General features: G+C 45.7%; 16 protein-coding genes. 12 read left to right on the top strand and 4 right to left on the bottom strand.

The window, feature by feature from the left end:
* Positions 1–198: 198 nt before the first annotated feature.
* Complete coding sequence (acs, locus tag F8C67_RS00415; protein ID WP_151665807.1) at positions 199–2,100, top strand: acetate--CoA ligase; 1,902 nt, start codon at positions 199–201, stop codon at positions 2,098–2,100.
* 75 nt (positions 2,101–2,175) lie between these two features.
* Here acs and F8C67_RS00410 read toward each other — a convergent pair whose 3' ends face one another.
* The gene (locus tag F8C67_RS00410; protein WP_151665806.1) at positions 2,176–3,294 is read right to left on the bottom strand and encodes a hypothetical protein; all 1,119 of its coding nucleotides are present in this window, start codon (positions 3,292–3,294) and stop codon (positions 2,176–2,178) included.
* Between the two features lie 206 nt (positions 3,295–3,500).
* On the opposite strand from F8C67_RS00410, the gene F8C67_RS00405 reads away from it, so the two are divergent.
* Positions 3,501–4,499, top strand: a complete 999-nt coding sequence (locus F8C67_RS00405) for a helix-turn-helix domain-containing protein (protein ID WP_151665805.1) — start codon at positions 3,501–3,503, stop codon at positions 4,497–4,499.
* 135 nt (positions 4,500–4,634) lie between these two features.
* On the opposite strand, the gene guaB is transcribed toward F8C67_RS00405, so the two are convergent.
* The gene (guaB, locus tag F8C67_RS00400) at positions 4,635–6,107 is read right to left on the bottom strand and encodes an IMP dehydrogenase (protein ID WP_151665804.1); all 1,473 of its coding nucleotides are present in this window, start codon (positions 6,105–6,107) and stop codon (positions 4,635–4,637) included.
* Between the two features lie 111 nt (positions 6,108–6,218).
* Between guaB and F8C67_RS00395 the strand changes: the two genes are divergently transcribed.
* On the top strand, positions 6,219–7,673 hold the full coding sequence (locus F8C67_RS00395; protein ID WP_151665803.1) for an SDR family oxidoreductase: 1,455 nt from the start codon (positions 6,219–6,221) through the stop codon (positions 7,671–7,673).
* A 113-nt stretch (positions 7,674–7,786) separates the two neighbouring features.
* Positions 7,787–8,143 (top strand): hypothetical protein, encoded by a 357-nt coding sequence (locus F8C67_RS00390; protein WP_151665802.1) that lies wholly within the window; start codon positions 7,787–7,789, stop codon positions 8,141–8,143.
* Between the two features lie 264 nt (positions 8,144–8,407).
* On the opposite strand, the gene F8C67_RS00385 is transcribed toward F8C67_RS00390, so the two are convergent.
* Complete coding sequence (locus F8C67_RS00385; RefSeq protein ID WP_151665801.1) at positions 8,408–8,974, bottom strand: hypothetical protein; 567 nt, start codon at positions 8,972–8,974, stop codon at positions 8,408–8,410.
* A gap of 224 nt (positions 8,975–9,198) precedes the next feature.
* On the opposite strand from F8C67_RS00385, the gene F8C67_RS00380 reads away from it, so the two are divergent.
* A complete protein-coding gene (locus F8C67_RS00380) occupies positions 9,199–9,423 on the top strand; it encodes a hypothetical protein (protein ID WP_151665800.1) in 225 nt (74 codons plus the stop codon).
* Positions 9,424–9,796: 373 nt separating this feature from the next.
* On the opposite strand, the gene ettA is transcribed toward F8C67_RS00380, so the two are convergent.
* A complete protein-coding gene (gene ettA / locus F8C67_RS00375) occupies positions 9,797–11,494 on the bottom strand; it encodes an energy-dependent translational throttle protein EttA (protein ID WP_151665799.1) in 1,698 nt (565 codons plus the stop codon).
* 122 nt (positions 11,495–11,616) lie between these two features.
* Between ettA and F8C67_RS00370 the strand changes: the two genes are divergently transcribed.
* The 7 genes from F8C67_RS00370 to F8C67_RS00340 all read left to right on the top strand — a co-directional run bounded on the left by F8C67_RS00370 (position 11,617) and on the right by F8C67_RS00340 (position 16,232).
* Positions 11,617–12,369: a hypothetical protein gene (locus F8C67_RS00370; protein ID WP_151665798.1), complete on the top strand. Its 753-nt coding sequence runs from the start codon at positions 11,617–11,619 to the stop codon at positions 12,367–12,369.
* Between the two features lie 122 nt (positions 12,370–12,491).
* Positions 12,492–12,809, top strand: a complete 318-nt coding sequence (locus F8C67_RS00365; RefSeq protein ID WP_151665797.1) for a hypothetical protein — start codon at positions 12,492–12,494, stop codon at positions 12,807–12,809.
* 103 nt (positions 12,810–12,912) lie between these two features.
* On the top strand, positions 12,913–13,416 hold the full coding sequence (locus F8C67_RS00360; RefSeq protein WP_151665796.1) for a hypothetical protein: 504 nt from the start codon (positions 12,913–12,915) through the stop codon (positions 13,414–13,416).
* A gap of 2 nt (positions 13,417–13,418) precedes the next feature.
* Positions 13,419–13,736: a zinc ribbon domain-containing protein gene (locus F8C67_RS00355; RefSeq protein ID WP_151665795.1), complete on the top strand. Its 318-nt coding sequence runs from the start codon at positions 13,419–13,421 to the stop codon at positions 13,734–13,736.
* On the top strand, positions 13,733–14,254 hold the full coding sequence (locus F8C67_RS00350) for a DinB family protein (RefSeq protein WP_151665794.1): 522 nt from the start codon (positions 13,733–13,735) through the stop codon (positions 14,252–14,254). The genes F8C67_RS00355 and F8C67_RS00350 overlap by 4 nt, the downstream gene beginning before the upstream one ends.
* Positions 14,255–15,574, top strand: coding sequence for an NAD(P)/FAD-dependent oxidoreductase (locus tag F8C67_RS00345; RefSeq protein WP_151665793.1), 1,320 nt, complete (start codon positions 14,255–14,257; stop codon positions 15,572–15,574).
* Positions 15,546–16,232 (top strand): NRDE family protein, encoded by a 687-nt coding sequence (locus F8C67_RS00340; protein WP_151665792.1) that lies wholly within the window; start codon positions 15,546–15,548, stop codon positions 16,230–16,232. Before F8C67_RS00345 ends, F8C67_RS00340 begins: the two co-directional genes overlap by 29 nt.
* Positions 16,233–16,331: the final 99 nt, after the last annotated feature.

The following is a 16,331-nucleotide window of genomic DNA, read 5'->3' as shown; positions in this document are numbered from 1 at the left end:
CCTCCAGATGGGATGTCTTATACATTCTAGGATAGCCTTTCCGACGGTAGGAGCTTGCGACCGCAGGGAGCCTTTGCGCCGGCAGGCGCACTTGCGACTGCAAGGAGCATTTTCGCCGAAGGCGTACTTACGACCAAAGGGAGTTTTTTTTTTGAAAAAACTTTACCTTATTCCTCCACAAACCCCAACAACTCTCACATGAGCTATTACCACATTAACTCTCCAGAAAAGTTCGAAAACGCTACAAAAGCAGCGATTGAAAATCCTGATAAATTCTGGGAGGATATTGCCGCAGAGAACTTTACATGGCAAAAGAAATGGGATACGGTTTGTAAATGGAATTTTAAGGAGCCCAGTGTAAGGTGGTTTGTGAATGCGAAGCTCAACATCACCGAGAACTGTTTAGACAGACACTTGGAAGAGCGCGGAAATAAACTGGCGCTAATTTGGGAACCGAATGACCCAAAAGAGCGATTCATACGATATACGTACCGTGAATTGCATGAGAAAGTCTGCCAAATGGCAAATGTTCTCAAAAAGCATGGTATTCAAAAAGGGGATCGAATCGCAATCTATATGCCTATGATTCCCGAATTGACCATCTCCGTTTTGGCATGTGCGCGAATCGGTGCAGTGCACTCTGTTGTTTTTGCTGGATTCTCCGCTCACTCCTTAGCCGATAGAATTAATGACGCAGAAGCTAAGATGGTTCTGACCAGCGATGGTCTTTATCGCGGTGCAAAAGAAATTCCAGTGAAGAGAGTTGTTGATGAAGCGCTTCAGAATTGTCCATCTGTACAGACAGTGCTCGTAGCAGAGCGAACAAAATGGGCTGTCAACATGGTTGATAAGCGCGATTTCTGGCTTCACGAAGAGTTAAAGGATGCGGAGAAAGATTGCCCCGCAGAACCTATGGACAGTGAAGATATGCTCTTCATTCTCTACACCTCAGGTTCAACCGGAAAACCAAAGGGAGTCGTACATACTTGCGGAGGCTACATGGTTTATGCAGGGTACAGCTTTAAGAACGTCTTTCAGTATGAGGAAAGTGACGTGTACTGGTGTACGGCTGACATTGGTTGGATCACTGGACATACCTATATCGTCTACGGACCATTACTAAATGGCGCCACGACACTCATGTTTGAAGGCGTCCCTACTTTTCCAGATCCAGGAAGATTTTGGCAGGTTTGTGACAAGTATGGCGTAAACCAATTTTACACAGCACCGACGGCCATTCGTGCCCTTATGGCTTGCGGCGATGACCACGTTCTTAGCTATAGCCTCGACTCGCTAAAGGTTATTGGAACCGTTGGTGAGCCAATAAATGAAGAGGCTTGGCAATGGTATTATATTCACGTTGGAAAGGAAAGATGTCCAGTAGTAGACACTTGGTGGCAAACCGAAACTGGGGGCATTATGATTTCTGGATTGGGGAGCCACAGTCCTATGAAACCTGCTCACGCCGGCCGCCCGCTACCGGGAATACAACCCGTATTGCTCGATCAAGAAGGGAAAGTAATTGAAGAGAATGAAGTTGAAGGGTACCTCTGCGTAAAGCATCCTTGGCCGAGCATTCTGAGAACGACTTATGGTGACCATGAACGATGTAGAGTAACGTATTTCAGCCATTATGGAGGATACTACTTCACGGGTGACGGAGCCAAGAGAGATGCAAACGGGATGTACCGAATCATCGGGCGGGTGGATGATGTGATTAACGTATCTGGACACCGTTTTGGAACGGCTGAAATTGAGAATGCCATCAATGCGAATGAAAAGGTAGCTGAATCTGCAGTGGTTGGGTATCCGCATGACATCAAAGGCCAGGGAATCTATGCTTATGTGATTACTCGCGACGCCGTTGAGAATGAAGATATTCTCAGAGCTGAAATCGTCGAAACAGTTGTTGAAGAAATTGGAAAGATTGCCAAACCTGAAAAGATTCAGTTTGTGAGCGGCTTACCCAAAACGCGATCGGGGAAAATCATGCGAAGAATTCTTCGAAAGGTGGCTGAAGGAGATACCTCCTCTTTGGGTGACACCTCCACTCTACTCGATCCAGATGTTGTCGAAGAAATAAAAGCTGGGGCGCTATAAAGAGGAAAGTCCCGCCGAAGCGGGACTATTCCGAGTGAAGAGAGAGAAATCGAGCTTGGTTTGGTATGAGGCTCGTTAGTTAGGCGTTTTGCGAACTGGAGAGTTTGCGATGTTGAATCCTACCACTAGTCCTATAATGTTGGATTCAAGCTGTGGGCTCGGTGACCAATACAGGTTCACAGGCACGTTTATATAACTGTTGCGAAATGTTTTGCCTACTGCAACAATCAACCCTGTGTTAAGCTTCACATCGCCACGCGCATCGAAGTTGGTGACTAACTCGTAGTTACTGCCGTCAGGCACCTCGTTTGCGAGGGTCCATCTGTTGTTGTCGTCGAAGTAACCCTGACCAAGTTTCATGACTCTAAAGGCCGGACCGAAGCCCAATTCCCATCCGTCGTAGCGCATGCCATGGAGAATGGTCAGACTAAAGGATGGCGTTCCCGTTTCAATCGCATTGATGGTAGGAATGAACTCGAAAAGCGCTTGGAATTCACCGCGACTGATATATTGGGTTTCCCATTGATACCCGAATACTGAGGTCATCGGCACTGCCATTCCCAATCCGCCGTTTTCGCGGCTATCGCTAACTCGCTCACCTAGACGTCCTTCTAAGAATTGCACGCCGAATCGAGGTCCATCCAGACTCAACGAAGTGCGATCATTGGTAATTGGTCGTTCGAAATTTGCCAACATATCGTACGCCATTTGATCGTACTCAATGTCTAGCAAGTCTTTGATTGTGAGTTCGGTCATAGTTTGAATGTCTTCAATCTGGAAGACGAACTCAATCACGGTAGTCTTTTCAATTCTCTCTTCCTCTACATCAATCAACCTGAGGGTGTAGATAATCTTATCTCCAAATTTCTCCACTGATCCCGTGAGCATATTCTGAGCTTTCAGAATTCCCCCAGCCTCTACGAGCTGATTTTTACCGAAGCACTTGGAGGCATCGATACCTGCCTGTTCCATTTCATGTGCGACGTCATACTTGTCCATCACCTCATAGCGCTGTGTCTTCTCTAATTCCAGACGCACCAGGTTTCCCATGGCTATGTTGTCGATGTTTATGCCTCGGGAATCCATGCTTAATACGGCAATAGTTTCTGTACTCCCTTGCATTGAACTGTTGTCTTGGGCATTCATAGTTGAAAATACCATTGTCAAACCGATAAATAGAGCAATACGTTTCATGGCTCTTTGTTTTTGATTACATGGCAAACCTAGGGCAGTTTATTAGCCCTGCATAACGATATATCGGCATGCTGCGGTAACTACGTAGCGGAAATCCGTAATGAAATAGGAGAAAAGCGAAAAAGACGGTCGTCAGTTGCGAAAAATGCAACTGGGAGCTCTTGATTTGCGAATTTTGCAAATATCAATTGTATCTTTCGCATACTATGAGAAAAGAAAATTCCGAAAACATTCAGGATACCTTCTTGAGTCAGATCAAGGCAGTGCTTCCCTCGAATGTCTCTCTCGCTACGGAACTATCTGATACACTAGGCATTAGCATGGATAGTGCATACCGTCGAGTACGTGGCGAAACACCGATTTCCCTAGAGGAATCTTACATATTATCAGAGAAATACAATGTTTCTCTCGGTGGCCTTACCAAGGAGGCAATAGGTATGGTATCTTTTGGGTATACGCCTATTACAGCGGATATCGAAGGCATGGAGCGTTACTTTCAGCGACTGCTGGATAACCTTCGTATCATCTCTAAGATTCCTGGAGCTTCTATTAAGTACTGCAGTCAGGACATTCCCATCTTCCACAACGTGAGAGCTGGCATGCTTACCAAATTCAAGGTCTTCTATTGGATGCGTTCCATCATGGGTGTAGGCGAACTGATGACGCAAAAACTGGATGAAGATGTTGTTCCCCTCCACATAATCGAACTATGCGAGAAGGTGTACAAGGAGTACTGCAAGGTCGATTGCCAAGAACTGTGGTCCTACTCTACCATAAACAGCACGCTTCGTCAAGTTCAATACTATTGGGAGTCTGGCTTATTCGCAACGCCTGAAGTCGGGTTTTCTATAATCAACGACATCCGTTCGCTTGTGAAAGGAATTGAAGATTTAGCGGTGCGTGGTTACAAGGATGAACAAGACAAACCCGGTAAGTACGATTTATACATCAGTGAAATCGAGCTTACGACGAATGCAGCTACGGTGGACCTCATCGAACGTAAGGCTGTGTTTTTAGGGCACCATACCTTCAATATGCTCGAAACTACGCATGAAGGGTATGCCAATCAGACCGATCAATGGTTTAAGAACATGGTTGGAAAGGCAACTCTCATCAGCCAAATGGGTGAAAAGAGCCGCTTTCAGTTTTTCCAGGATGCGTATAGGAAGATCGATGCTCTCGAGAGCCAGATGTCGGAATCATAGAGTTTCCTACTATTCTCTGCATTGCCATTATCAAGATTAACTTGCTTAAAGATATGTACGTAGTAATCCTACGCACAAAAAAATCCCCTGCCGAACTTTCGTCCAACAGGGGATTATATCTTTTACAACCCTATTTTATGAACGGCTGTAGTTTGGAGCCTCACGTGTAATTGTCACATCGTGTGGGTGCGATTCTGCCACACCTGCAGATGTAATTCTCACGAATTGAGCTTTTTCCTTAATTGTTTCTATATCCTTAGAACCACAGTATCCCATACCGGCTCTTAGACCACCAATAAACTGGTACATCATCTCAGTCACTTCGCCTTTGTAGGCAACGCGACCAACAATTCCTTCTGGAACAAGTTTCTTGATGTCGTCCTCAACATCTTGGAAGTAACGGTCTTTTGAACCTTGCTGCATGGCTTCAACTGACCCCATACCGCGGTATGACTTAAAGCGACGTCCCTCGTAGATGATCGTTTCACCTGGAGATTCTTTGGTACCTGCAAGGAGTGACCCAAGCATCACACAGTCTGCACCACCGGCAATGGCTTTAACGATATCACCCGTAAAACGGATACCACCGTCGGCAATAACTGGCACACCGGTTCCTTTGAGGGCCTTGGCAACTTCCATAACAGCACTGAGCTGCGGAACGCCTACACCTGCAACGACACGAGTTGTACAAATCGAACCTGGACCAATACCTACTTTAACTGCATCGGCACCCGCATCAGCTAGATACTTGGCGGCCTCTGCTGTAGCAACGTTACCCACAACTACATCGAGATTAGGGAACTTCTCCTTAACAGCTTTAAGTGCGTCAACCACCCCTTTAGTATGTCCGTGAGCCGTATCGATGATGACCGCATCAACCTGAGATTCTACGAGTGCAGAAACTCGATCGATAACGTCTGGAGTTACACCAACAGCCGCAGCAACGCGAAGTCTTCCAAACCCATCTTTACATGCATTTGGCTTAATCTTCATTTTGGAGATGTCGCGGTAGGTAATGAGTCCGATAAGCGTTCCATCCTCTTTAACCACGGGCAGCTTCTCAATCTTGTGACGTTGAAGAATGTCCTCAGCCTCCTCCATAGAAGTATTCTCCGAAGTGGTGATGAGGTTTTCCTTGGTCATGATTTCGCTGATCAAACGTGAATTGTCACGCTCAAAACGAAGATCGCGGTTGGTAATAATACCGATGAGTTTGCGCGAAGCATCAACTACAGGAATACCACCAATCTTGTATTCGGCCATCATGTTCTTGGCATCCTGAACCGTAGCTTCACCGTTGAGCGTCACAGGGTCGAGGATCATACCAGATTCTGCGCGCTTCACCTTGCGCACTTCCATGGCCTGCTGCTCGATGGTCATGTTCTTGTGAAGTACCCCGATGCCTCCGTCTTGAGCAATAGCAATAGCCATCGCTGATTCGGTTACCGTATCCATGGCAGCCGAAACAATCGGAGTTTTCAATTCAATGTTGCGTGTAAACTTCGTGCTGATGTCCACATTGCGTGGGAGCACTTCTGAATATGCTGGGACGAGTAGAACGTCGTCGTAGGTGAGATATTCACCAATCACTTTACCGGAATTGGACATAGAACGCTGCAATTTTGGTCTGAAATTGCATGCAAAAATAAGCATTTTAGTTCACATGCATACTACTTGGTGATATGAACTGATTGTTAGATTTCGCGTTAGATTATCAGAATGAAAATCTTACTCACCGGCGCGAACGGATATATCGGTAGAAGGCTGATGCCCGCCTTGTTAGACCAAGGTCACCACATACTATGCGTAGTACGTGATGCATCGCGTCTCTCCCTCCCCGACTCTACCAAGTCACAAGTTGAAATCCTAGAGCACGACTTTAAGCAGCCTGTACCGGCTGATTTTCCGACTGAATTCGACGCCGCCTACTTCCTCATACATTCGATGCGTTCTTCCATCAGCGGATTCAGCAAGTCTGAAGAGGCCACCGCTCGAAACTTTGTGCAATACATCGACAAAACCTCCTGTCAGCAGGTTGTTTACTTAGGGGGAATCGACAATGCCGAAGAGCTTTCCGAGCACCTGAAGAGCCGTCAGCTTGTGGGTGAAATTCTCTCCTCAGGCAAAGTACCCGTAACGCAACTTAAGGCGGGTATCATTGTAGGCTCTGGCAGCGCGTCTTTTGAAATCATTCGCGATTTGGTTGAAAAGCTCCCAATCATGCTTGCACCCAAATGGCTCAAAACAAAATGCCAACCCATTGCCATTCGCAATGTGATTCAATATTTAATTGGAGTGCTTGACGTGCCCGATACCCGAGGGAAGAGTTTCGAAATTGGAGGTCCAGATATCCTCTCGTACAAGGAAATGCTCATGGGTTTTGCGTCTGTGCGGAAACTAAAACGAGTGATTATCAGTATTCCGGTGATGACTCCAAACCTGAGTTCACATAGGTTGTATTTCATGACAAGTACCACCTATCCATTGGCTGTAAATCTTGTTCACAGCATGAAGGTTCCCGTGGTTGTGAAGAATCCAGAAATTCAAAAACACATACCACTAGATCTCATCTCCTACAAGGAAAGTATAGAGTTGGCCTTTTCGAAGATTGCCCAAAATCTAGTTCTATCCTCCTGGAAAGATTCGCGTGTAGCGGGTGCAAAGGATATCCGAACATCAGATTTTATTGAAGTGCCTAAATATGGATGCTTCGTTGATGAAAAGAAAATGACCTTCCCTGCAAACAAAAAGGAGCAAGTCATCACAAACGTCTTCTCTATTGGAGGATCACGAGGCTGGTACTATGGAAATGCTCTGTGGAGGCTTCGAGGTTGGCTAGACAAAGTGGTGGGTGGTGTTGGACTTCGCCGTGGCCGACGTGATGAAACCGAATTGATAGCGGGCGATGCACTCGATTTTTGGAGGGTAATAAAGGCAGATAAGGAAGAAGGAACACTCTTGCTCTTTGCAGAAATGAAATTGCCGGGCGAAGCTTGGCTCTCTTTTCACCTACGAAACGTAGATAAGGATAGGATGGAGATTGAACAAGTCGCCACATTTCGTCCAACCGGCCTAGCAGGCAGACTCTATTGGTTCTCAGTTTTGCCCTTTCACGCTTTCATTTTTAAGGGCATGATCAGGAATATCATTCTTGAAGCAACTGAAAATCAATAAGCAACCCTTTCGGCACGGTTATCGTTATAACTTTTAACTACTAGTAGTGCCTTTAGATAAGGGCCGTAACCTAAATTTGCAGAACTCGAAACTCTCTCTAATTTGTACACTTGATGATTGCATTTATTAGCAAGAACACGTGGAGCAATCCACTAAGCGCTTTACCACTCGCACTTCAGCGCAAGAAACTCAAACAACTCGCTCGCCGTTCACGGGGTTATCGTGGGCTTCAAACCAAATGGACGATTCGCGGAGTATACTTCATGACCCTCTGGAAAACAGATGAGGCATTGAATGACTTCATGAGTCAGCCTGAGGTACAAGCGATATTCGACACACGGATTCGAAACATCGAAGTTCACACTATCCGCATGGCTGCCATCAACTTCATTCCGTGGCGCGAGGTGACGGCTTTGATGACGAGAAACTCAAAAGAGCTCTCGAATACGCAAAAGCTAGTTCACAATTAAAAGAAGTATTGGGAACCATCCCAAGTTGAAAAGGGAGTCCAGAAATGGGCTCCCTTTTTTTATTGATGAAAATGGATAAAACTCACACACATCACCGGTTTCGAGTGGAGTCCACCCTTGGTCGAACAAACAAAAGTTATGACCACGAATTCTTACAGACTCGTACGTCGGTAGAGGGCAACTTTCAAAAATTCCGCTGCAAGCTGAGCCAATTCCAATCAACATCAAAAACAGAAAGACACGCCTTTTCACTTTTTAATAGGTTTAATGAATTAGGTAATACGACAAGGTATCACTCGTGAAGCTCCCCCAATCACCACTCATCTCAACTACAGTGTAGAATTCCAATCGAATGACTTCTCCGCGCTGCGGACGAAAGTTAAATCGGAACTCATTGAACGTCACTGGATGATCCGGATTCGGTAGCAACCCTCTTTGGAAGGATTGAATCCAAATCTCCGAAATGTGTAAATCACTACTTGTGAATGTTTCAAATGGAATTGAGTCGATCTCTTCATGGTACGAGGACTTAAATGCAAAAAGGTGGTTGATATTCGATCCAGGTTGAATTGAATCAAAAATCTGTGAGGCGGAAATAAAATTGAAGGAAACCATCTCTGCTTCTACTCCTCGCCACCCTGCTTGACGACATGGCTCATCAGCATATGCGGCATATCCGCCACTACCTGCAATGGCCCCGTAAGGTCTGGTGTCCACTAGAGCGTGCATTCTGAAGTATGAGCTCTTCGCGGTATCCCCATTCTTCAAGACACCTCGATCTATCGAATAGGTGTAATTCAGCGCCCCTATTACTTTGGTGTATTCTGGCACGATCGGACATTGTTGCAAACACGCTCCGAGAATACCGAGGCAAAAAATCGAGAAAAATAGAAGTCTGAGAGAGGCTTTCATATCGTCCACTAAAAAGGCGTACACCGAATAATCATCCAATGTACGCTGGAAAAACGAAGTAGGTGCTAAGTAGGTGTTAAGTAAGTTTATGAGAATCAGAACTCAACTTCCTATTTGATTATCTTTGATTAAAGCTTTAATCAATGGACATTCAGAGCATCAAAGCGGAACTTGTTAAGGGAATTCTTCAAACGAATAGCAAGGAGCTGCTGGATAAACTGTATTCCACTTTTAAGGCTGAAAGTAAGGGTGTCGACTTCTGGAATGAACTTTCAGATGAACAAAAGTCGGAAATAGAAATCGGATTGAATCAAATTAAAAATGGCGAGTCCATCGAACTCGAGGAGTTCCTGAAGAAGGTTTCATGACGATAAGGCTCTCCCCTCTAGCTGCATTCAAACTCGAACTACTCTTATCTCACTTGGAAGAAAATTGGTCGCTTAGAACCAAGTAGAGCTTCCTAAGCAAGTTTAAAAAAGTTCTCCATCAGGTCGCTAATAACCCTCTAGCATTTCCTCAAAGTTTAGAGTTCCTCGGCATCAGGAAAGTTGTTATTACAAAGCAGACAACTGCTTACTACACCTTCGACCGCAATAGCATCTATGTAATTTCAATCGTAGATGTTCGGCAGTCACCTGCTAAAGTCCACAAAGAAATCAAGCGATATTTTGGTCGATAGTCGATTCTGATTCGCCGCTGGGAAAGAAAAACGGCCATGATTCCAAACCATGGCCGCAAATATTATTGATCCTTCAACAACTTCTTATACTTAAATCGAGTTGGTTCGATTCCAGTTCCAAGTCGCTTCTGTTTGTTCTCTTCATACTCCGAGAACGATCCTTCGAAGTAATACACCTGTGAGTCACCCTCAAAGGCTAGTATGTGCGTACACACACGGTCGAGGAACCACCGGTCGTGACTAATAATCACAGCACAACCCGCGAAGTTCTCCAAGCCTTCTTCCAGAGCTCGAAGCGTATTCACATCGAGGTCGTTTGTAGGCTCATCCAGCAATAGGACGTTTCCACCTTCCTTTAAGGCCATCGCCAAATGAAGTCGGTTTCTTTCACCACCTGAAAGCACGCCGACCTTCTTGCTTTGATCGCCACCTCCAAAGTTGAATCGGCTGAGATAGGCACGAGAGTTCACAACCTGTCCCCCCATCTCGAACTGCTCCTGGCCGTCGGCAACCGTTTCGTAAATCGATTTCTCCGGATGAATCTTCTCATGCGTTTGATCCACATAAGAAATCTTCACAGTCTCCCCAGTTTCAAAGCTGCCTGAATCTGGCTGCTCTTGCCCCATAATCATTCTGAAGATGGTGGTTTTACCGGCGCCGTTCGGACCAATAATTCCGACGATTCCTGCTGGTGGGAGTGAGAAGTTCAAATCTTCATAGAGGAGCTTTTCACCAAAGGCTTTGCTCACGCCCTTCGCTTCGATCACGTTTGATCCGAGGCGTGGGCCTGGTGGGATGAAGATTTCGAGTTTGCTTTCTTTCTCTTTCTGCTCTTCTGAAAGGAGTTTCTCGTAACTACTCAAGCGGGCTTTACTTTTGGCTTGTCGTCCTTTCGGATTCATCCTTACCCACTCCAATTCTCGTTCGAGAGTCTTTCTGCGCTTGCTCGCCTGTTTCTCTTCTTGAGCGAGTCGTTTTGTTTTCTGGTCCAACCAACTCGAATAGTTTCCCTTCCAAGGAATTCCCTCACCTCTATCGAGTTCGAGAATCCATCCGGCTACGTTATCCAAGAAATAACGGTCGTGCGTTACGGCAATGACTGTCCCTTTATACTGCTGCAAGTGATGCTCCAACCAGAGAATGGACTCTGCATCCAAGTGGTTGGTAGGTTCGTCCAAAAGAAGGACATCTGGATTCTGAAGAAGAAGTCGGCACAAGGCAACACGTCTGCGTTCACCTCCAGAAAGCACGCTAATAGGCGTATCCTCGGCTGGACAATTAAGGGCGTCCATCGCGCGCTTCAGCACCGTATCGATTTCCCATGCATTGGTTGAATCAATGCGATCCTGCAGCTCGGCCTGTCGTGCCATGAGTTTTTCCATTTTATCTGGATTCTCATACACCTCTGGAAGTCCGAATTGATCGTTAATCGAATTGTATTCTTGAAGGAGCTCCATAGTTTCGCCGGCACCCTCGCGAACGATATCGATAACGGTCTTCGATTCGTCGAGTTGCGGCTCTTGCTCCAAGTATCCAACGGAGTACCCTTGAGAGAAAACGACGTCTCCTCGGTATTCCTTTTCAACCCCAGCAATAATCTTGAGGAGTGTAGATTTACCGGAACCGTTTAGACCAATGATACCAATCTTGGCTCCATAGAAGAAGCTCAGATAAATATCCTTAATGATGGTTTTATTGTTATGTGGGAGAACCTTGGAGACTCCCGACATAGAAAAGATGATTTTCTTATCGTCTGACATAAGCTCTGATTTGAGTCTAGCTCTAAATTGAATTTAGGGGAACGCGAATATCGTTAAAGTTACGTGTAAGTAAACGCATTCCACACCACAACAAATCATTATTCGTTCATTTGTAAGACCAAATGAAGATTGCACTCCTCTACATATCGCTCACAATCACTACCCTATGTGCAGGTCAGCCTGTCTTTGAAGGCTTCGTACGAGCCGGAGATAATGGCGAACCCGTTCCGCAAGTGTACATTGTGAACTTGAGAACTGAGACCAGCGTACTCACCAATAACCTAGGATTCTTCTCCATGGACATTGAGACGGGCGACTCACTTCTACTCTCTCACCTCGCTTTCAGCTTCACCTATTACGTCATTCCCGATTCAATTCCGGACGATAGACATATCGCTATTATTGATATGGAACCCCGGAACTATTTGATTGACGAGGTTAGCGTGGAGTCGTATAAGCTTACGACCAACAAACCAAGGAGAATGAAACTTGAGGAACCCAATGTTCCCGATGCAGAAGATGTGGAGTATCCCAATGGAGAAAACGTGAAACCTGGATTCAGCTCTCCCGTAGATCTACTCTATTGGTATTTTGGAAGTAGACCAAGGCAGTTACGTGAGCTGAGGAGACTACAACAAGAGGATGCCTACCGCGAGCAACTTCGGTCGGGCAGCAATCGTGAGATTCTCATTGCCATTACGGGACTTACACCAGAGGAGTTGGAAGCATTTGCATACTTCTGTAAGTACGGCGATCAGCCCATTTCCACGCTCAACGACTATGATCTTCTCGTGAGCCTACTTAACTGCTACCAGGAGTATTTAGAGTATCAGGAAAAAGAGCAAGTGCTTGAAGATGCGGAAGCTGGGTGGTAATGTAAAGCCCTCATTCCCAGAACAGCACATTACAATCTGTTTGGATTTTCAGTTCAAATGCGTATACTTGTAGGTGCATTCCTACACGGATACACAACCAACCCAACCCAACGAACTGAATTATGTTGCTCATCAGACCTGACTCAAAACAGATTCGGAATAACGTCTTCAAGAGAATTATGGGAGGCGTCCAAGAATCTAAACCGGTCCACAGAATTGCCAAGCAAGTGGTGGACGAACTTTCCACAGATTTAGTACTTGTAGATGACCCAATTGAAAGGAGACTTCTCATTCACGACATCTACCACCGTATAGAAAACGTACACAAGGTACGCAGGTTCAACTATGGCTACGCATCATCTGCTATGAACCAAAATGTAAGCCTTGCTATCAACGAAATCCTATATCGCTTCAAAACGAAGTATTCGCGATATTTCTAAGACTCATTGGTGTTTCATTGTTCCTCTGAAGGCCTTTTCGTTCCCATACGAAGGCCTTCTTTTTTTGCGCTTTATTAGGGTTGATGTTGTATCTTCGTTTGGTATGTCAAACCAACGACATTGGCTCCTTTTGTTTATGCTTACACTTCCCTTTTTGGGGTGGGCGCAGACAAGGACGTTAGAAGAACTCACAGATGAGATTGTTACTAGCGTTACAACGAGCTATGCGATTAGCGACTCCCTCTTCATCTCACTAGAAGAATATCATCTACTTATTGAAAGACAGCCACTTAGCCGAGATGCTAAATCAGATTTCAAGCAAGAAGTAAATGATATCCACGAAACTCAGACCTCCGAATTCTACGATGGACTGAAGGCCTTACAACGTATTTATGTCAGCGAGATAAACAACGGTGCGACCATGAAGCTGGATAGTATTTGGCTCTTGGAGGTAGATGGAACACGCAATATTTATGAGATCCGGCTAGAGTTTCATTTTGAATATGAAGATGATGAACAGAGTTCGCAACTCTATCTCGACTCGATGGTTGGTGCTGTTCGCAGAAGATTCTCTTTCCTATCACCGTTAGTTGAAGCTTACGAATAAAGATGATATTCCTTTTCGGCATCGGGCAAAAAACGCATTCGGATCACGGTCCTCTCAACGAACAACACTGTCCCTATTGCCACCAGAAGCACTTCCGAATACTTTTGAAAGTTCGCGAGTGGTTCTCCGTCTTTTTCATTCCCATCATTCCAGTTAAATCCTATTGGGTTTCTAGATGCACCTATTGCTCTGGTGAAGTGACCATTCGCGAAAGCGATGTACCCCATTTTCAGAATGAGGCCGAAATCAATCAAAAGGCTATTGCAGAAGATTGGGATGATGAAACCTACCAACGTGAAACACATAAAACACACCTATGAAACCAAAGGCAGACGAATACGCCGACTTCTACAAGAACTACATTGAACTTGTTCCCGAGGTAGACTTCCGTCACGCGCTTGTTGATACCGGAGCCGAACTCGTGAAAATGTTTCGCCACCATGAAACCAACGTGGCCATTTCGGATTATCGATACGCGGAGGGCAAGTGGAGTGTTGCGCAGGTTTTGCTTCATTTAATTGATTCTGAAAACGTATTTGTGAACCGTGCACTGTGGGCCGCTCGCGGCGCTGTAGATGAATTGCCGGGGTTCGACCACAACGCATGGGTGGTAAACAATCCACCTGTAGATGAGACGGTGAGCGATATCATACAGTGGTTCCGAATTCAACGACAGAATACGGTCCTATTCTTCGATCATGTAAATGAAGAAAAGCTCACGAACCGTGTCGTAGCCAATAATGCCGAATTCACCGTTCGAAGCCTCGCATTTATCATTGCGGGGCACACTCGTCATCATGCGAACATACTTCGCGAACGCTACCTAAACGCTCAGTAAATGTCATCACTCAATATCCCCGAATCGAAAAAGGATCGCGTCATAATTGTTGGTGGTGGCTTTGGAGGGCTGCAATTAGCGAAGCAAATTTCATCTCGCGATTTTCAAGTTGTGCTGATAGATAAACACAACTACCACACTTTTCAGCCTCTTCTCTATCAAGTTGCCACCTCCGGATTAGAACCCGATAGCATTGCGTATCCGCTCAGAAAGATCTTCCACAAGAAACGCGACTTCTACTTTAGGGTGGCCAAGGCTGAATCTATCGACGAAGAGAAAGGCGAGCTCATAACAGATCACGGTCCAGTTCGATTCGATCACCTCATTATTGCCACCGGGAGCACCACGAATTACTTCGGAAATGCGAACATTGAGAAGTATAGCATGCCGATGAAGAGCCTGCCAGAAGCGCTTGATCTCCGCTCACTCATCCTACAAAACTTCGAAGCATCGCTGCTCACAGATGACTTAAAACAGCGTGAGCGACTGATGAACTATGTGATTGTCGGCGGTGGTCCGACAGGCGTAGAACTCGCCGGAGCCATCGGAGAACTAAAACTGCATGTCCTACCTCAAGATTATCCCGATCTCGACTTTCGTAGGATGACCATTCACCTTCTGGAAGCAGCACCTCGACTACTCAATGGAATGAGCGATAAGTCAGGAGAACAGGCACAAAAAGGACTTGAAAAACTAGACGTGCAAGTTTGGACCAAGACACTTGTCAAGGATTACGATGGTAAAACAGTGATCACCGAAAATCGCGAGCTTCCCGCCTCCACACTTATTTGGGCAGCCGGAGTGCGTGGGGTTACCATCGAAGGAATTCCAGAAAGCTCGGTTGAAAGAGGTAGGATACTTGTTGATGAACACAGTCGTGTGGAAGGCATGAAATCCGTTTATGCCATTGGTGATGTTGCCCTAATGAAACAAGGAAGCCATCCTAACGGACACCCAATGGTCGCACCAGCGGCGGTTCAGCAAGGCAAGCTTCTGGCTAAGAACTTGCTGCGGACAAAACGAGGCGCACCGCTGAAATCCTTTTCCTATTTTGACAAAGGAAGCATGGCAACTATAGGCCGAAATAAAGCGGTAGTAGACGTTGCCGGACTGCATTTCTCGGGCTTTTTCGCATGGCTCGTTTGGATGTTTGTACACCTCATGGAACTCGTGGGATTCCGAAATAGAATTGTTGCCTTGGTGAACTGGTCGTCATCCTACTTCTCTTATGACAAGGGAATCCGATTGATTGTGAGACCATTTAGCAAGGTTAAAGATGAAGTAGTAGAAAATGTGCACTCTGACGTTCCTGCCGAGTAATACTGGATTCACAGTTACCCAAAACCGCGATGAATCTCCCTTACGTGGAGCGCCTGTATTTCCCTTTCGAGTTGAAGAGAAAAATTGGCTTTACCCGAAGGATCCAGATGGAGACGGAACATGGATGCTCACGGATGGAGAATATGTCATCTGTGTCCTAAACGGCGCATATGAACCGCACGAACGCCATATTCCCTACAGGCATAGTCGTGGGCTTTTACCCGCAATAGCGTTGGAACAAATACCCGTTGGACTTACTAAAAAGGACGCCGAAGGACTAGAGCCATTCTCAGTTTTCATCTTCTCGAAAGACGAAGTGACGCGATACTCATGGGATGCAAGCGAACTCTGGGTAGAGCGATTCGACCCTTCTCAACCGCATATCTTTCAGTCTGCCCCACTTTACTCGCCGCCCATGCAGAGCATGAGAGCTCTCTGGTTTCAAGAGTGGCTTGCAGAGCATGCAGACCCGACTTCGGAGCAAATCCTCGACTTCCATTTTAACGGTGGCGACGGCGCAAATGAAATCAACATTTGCATGTATCGTCCTGGTGTACAGACAACAGCCATCACTCAGGTGAAAGTTGAAGATGGAAAACCTACCTCCTACTTCTTTCACAGCATCCTTTCCGGAAAAAATATAACGGTTCAACTCTAAGTACAGAAATTCATTTTTCTGAGATTTCATGAGGCATACAGTACTACCTCATGAAATGGTACTATCTTTTTCTAGGTACTTTGTATTACATAGTACCAT

Source organism: Phaeocystidibacter luteus (genome assembly GCF_008933115.1).
Taxonomy (GTDB): Bacteria; Bacteroidota; Bacteroidia; order Flavobacteriales; family Schleiferiaceae; genus Phaeocystidibacter; species Phaeocystidibacter luteus.
The sequence above is the reverse complement of the archived record's forward strand: the minus strand, read 5'-3'. Positions and strand labels throughout refer to the sequence as shown.